1 protein-coding gene is annotated in these 425 nt (G+C 75.5%); it reads right to left on the bottom strand.

Features of this window, described 5'->3' with window-relative positions:
- Positions 1-127: 127 nt before the first annotated feature.
- Positions 128-292 carry a hypothetical protein gene (locus E4T88_RS18980; RefSeq protein WP_167755485.1) on the bottom strand — a complete coding sequence of 55 codons (165 nt, stop codon included), beginning with the start codon at positions 290-292 and terminating at the stop codon, positions 128-130.
- Positions 293-425 lie beyond the last annotated feature (133 nt).

Below are 425 nucleotides of genomic sequence, written 5' to 3'. Positions count from 1 at the left end.
AGCGAAGGCCGGTCCATCAGCGCGCGGGTGGCCGGCTCCTGCCGGCGCAGCCAGCGGCGCACACCGGTCATCACGCGCGCCAGCGGCTGCGCCACCCGCCCGGCCAGCGCCCCGGCAGACCCGGCACTCACAGGGCCACCGCCACCGCGGTAGCGGCGCCCCAGGCGCCCGTCAGCGCGGCCAGCAGACCCACGTCGCGGCGCTCGTTGCCGCCGCGCCAGCTCATGAGGGTGGTCAGAGCGAACGCGGCGAGCAGGGTGGCCATCACGGCCTCAATCATCGTCAGATCCATGGTGTCGGTCTTTCGTCCGGATCAGGCCGCGCTCAGGCGCCCTTGCCCGGCAGGGCGGGGGGCCGGGTGCCGTCGCCGCCACCGCCGTCCTTGCCGCGCGACGTCCAGAGCGAGGCCACGATCGAGCCAGCGA

Source organism: Dysgonomonas mossii (assembly GCF_004569505.1).
Taxonomy (GTDB): domain Bacteria; phylum Bacteroidota; class Bacteroidia; order Bacteroidales; family Dysgonomonadaceae; genus Dysgonomonas.
The sequence above is the reverse complement of the archived record's forward strand: the minus strand, read 5'-3'. Positions and strand labels throughout refer to the sequence as shown.